Consider the following 1,904-nt stretch of genomic DNA (forward strand, 5'->3'; position numbering starts at 1 on the left):
AGACGGGGTTGGTGTTGCCGGCCACGTTGGTCTTCGACTACCCGAGTTCTGTGGTGCTGGCCGGTCATCTGCGTGCCGAGGTGCTGGGCGCGCGGGAGGAGGCGCCTGTGCCGTCGGCGGGGTCGGTGGCTCCGGTCGATGACGACCCGATCGCGATCGTCGGGATGAGCTGCCGCTTCCCGGGCGGCGTCGGAAGCCCCGAGGACCTGTGGAACCTCGTCGCGGCCGGCACGGACGCCATCACGGACTTCCCCTCCGACCGGGGCTGGGACGTCGACGGGATGTACGACCCCGACCCGGAGCGCCTGGGCACGTTCTACGCCCGCGAGGGCGGGTTCCTCGACGGGGCGGGCGAGTTCGACGCCGCCTTCTTCGGGATCTCGCCGCGTGAGGCCCTTGCCATGGATCCGCAGCAGCGGCTGCTCCTTGAGACGTCCTGGGAGGCGTTCGAGCGGGCCGGAATCGACCCGGCGTCCGTACGCGGCAACCAGATCGGCGTCTACGTCGGCGCCGCGACCTCCGGCTACGGAACGGGACTGCACGAGATCCCCGAGGGGCTCGAAGGGCAGCTGCTGACCGGCAGCGCCACCTCGGTCGTCTCCGGCCGTATCTCCTACACGCTGGGTCTTGAGGGTCCCGCGCTGACGGTGGACACGGCGTGTTCGTCGTCGCTGGTCGCCCTGCACCAGGCCGCGCAGGCGCTGCGCCAGGGCGAGTGCGACATGGCGCTCGCCGGTGGTGTCACCGTGATGACCAACCCGGCCGCCTTCGTGGAGTTCAGCCGCCAGCGTGGCCTGGCCCCCGACGGCCGCTGCAAGCCCTTCGCGGACGCCGCGGACGGCACGGGCTGGTCCGAGGGTGTCGGCATGCTGCTCGTGGAGCGGCTGTCCGACGCCCGGCGCAACGGCCACGAGGTCCTGGCGATCGTGCGCGGCTCCGCCGTCAACCAGGACGGCGCGTCCAACGGCCTTACGGCGCCCAACGGTCCGTCCCAGCAGCGGGTGATCCGCCAGGCGCTCGCCAACGCCGGGGTGTCGGCCGCCGACATCCAGGTGGTCGAGGCGCACGGCACGGGTACGACGCTGGGCGACCCGATCGAGGCACAGGCGCTGCTGGCCACCTACGGCCAGGAGCGGCCGGAGGACCTGCCGCTGTGGCTGGGATCGCTGAAGTCGAACCTCGGTCACACGCAGGCCGCCGCGGGCGTGGCCGGTGTCATCAAGATGGTGATGGCGATGCGGCACGGTGTGCTGCCGCAGACGCTGCATGTGGATGAGCCGTCGCGGCAGGTGGATTGGTCGGCGGGTGAGGTGCGGCTGCTGACGGAGGCCACCGCGTGGCCCGAGACCGGGCAGCCGCGCCGGGCCGGTGTCTCCGCCTTCGGCGTGAGCGGCACCAACGCCCACACCATCATCGAGCAGGCCCCGCCGGTCGAGGACGAGGCGCAGCCCGCCCCGGCCCCCGCCGACGACCACGGCCTGGCCCCCTGGACGCTCTCCGCCCGGAGCCCGGAAGCCCTGCGCGCCCAGGCCGAGCGACTGCGGGCCCACCTGGTCGACGGGGCCGAGCACAGCGTTCTGGACATCGCCGAATCGCTGGTCGCCACGCGATCGGTGTTCGAGCACCGCGCGGTGCTGCTGGGCACCGAACGCGAGACGTTGCTGCGTGGCCTGGAGACCGTTGCCGCGGGCGACGACGCCCCCGGTATCGTCCAGGGGCAGGCGGCCAACGGCGGCAAGACCGCCTTCCTGTTCACCGGCCAGGGTGCGCAACGTCTGGGTATGGGGCGGGAGTTGTACGACGCCTTCCCGGTGTTCGCTCAGGCTCTGGACGAGGTGTGCGCGCACCTGGACGTCGTACTGGACCGTCCGCTGAAGGACGTGATGTTCGCGGCCGAGGGTGGC

Annotated in this window: 1 protein-coding gene; it reads left to right on the forward strand. The window is 72.2% G+C overall.

All coding sequences use genetic code 11. The annotated features are described in order from the left end of the window. Positions 1-1,904 (forward strand): type I polyketide synthase (locus IG74_RS0144375; RefSeq protein ID WP_030689458.1); only part of this gene is annotated, 1,904 nt, incomplete at both ends.

The organism is Streptomyces sp. NRRL B-1347, from assembly GCF_000720325.1.
GTDB lineage: Bacteria > Actinomycetota > Actinomycetes > Streptomycetales > Streptomycetaceae > Streptomyces.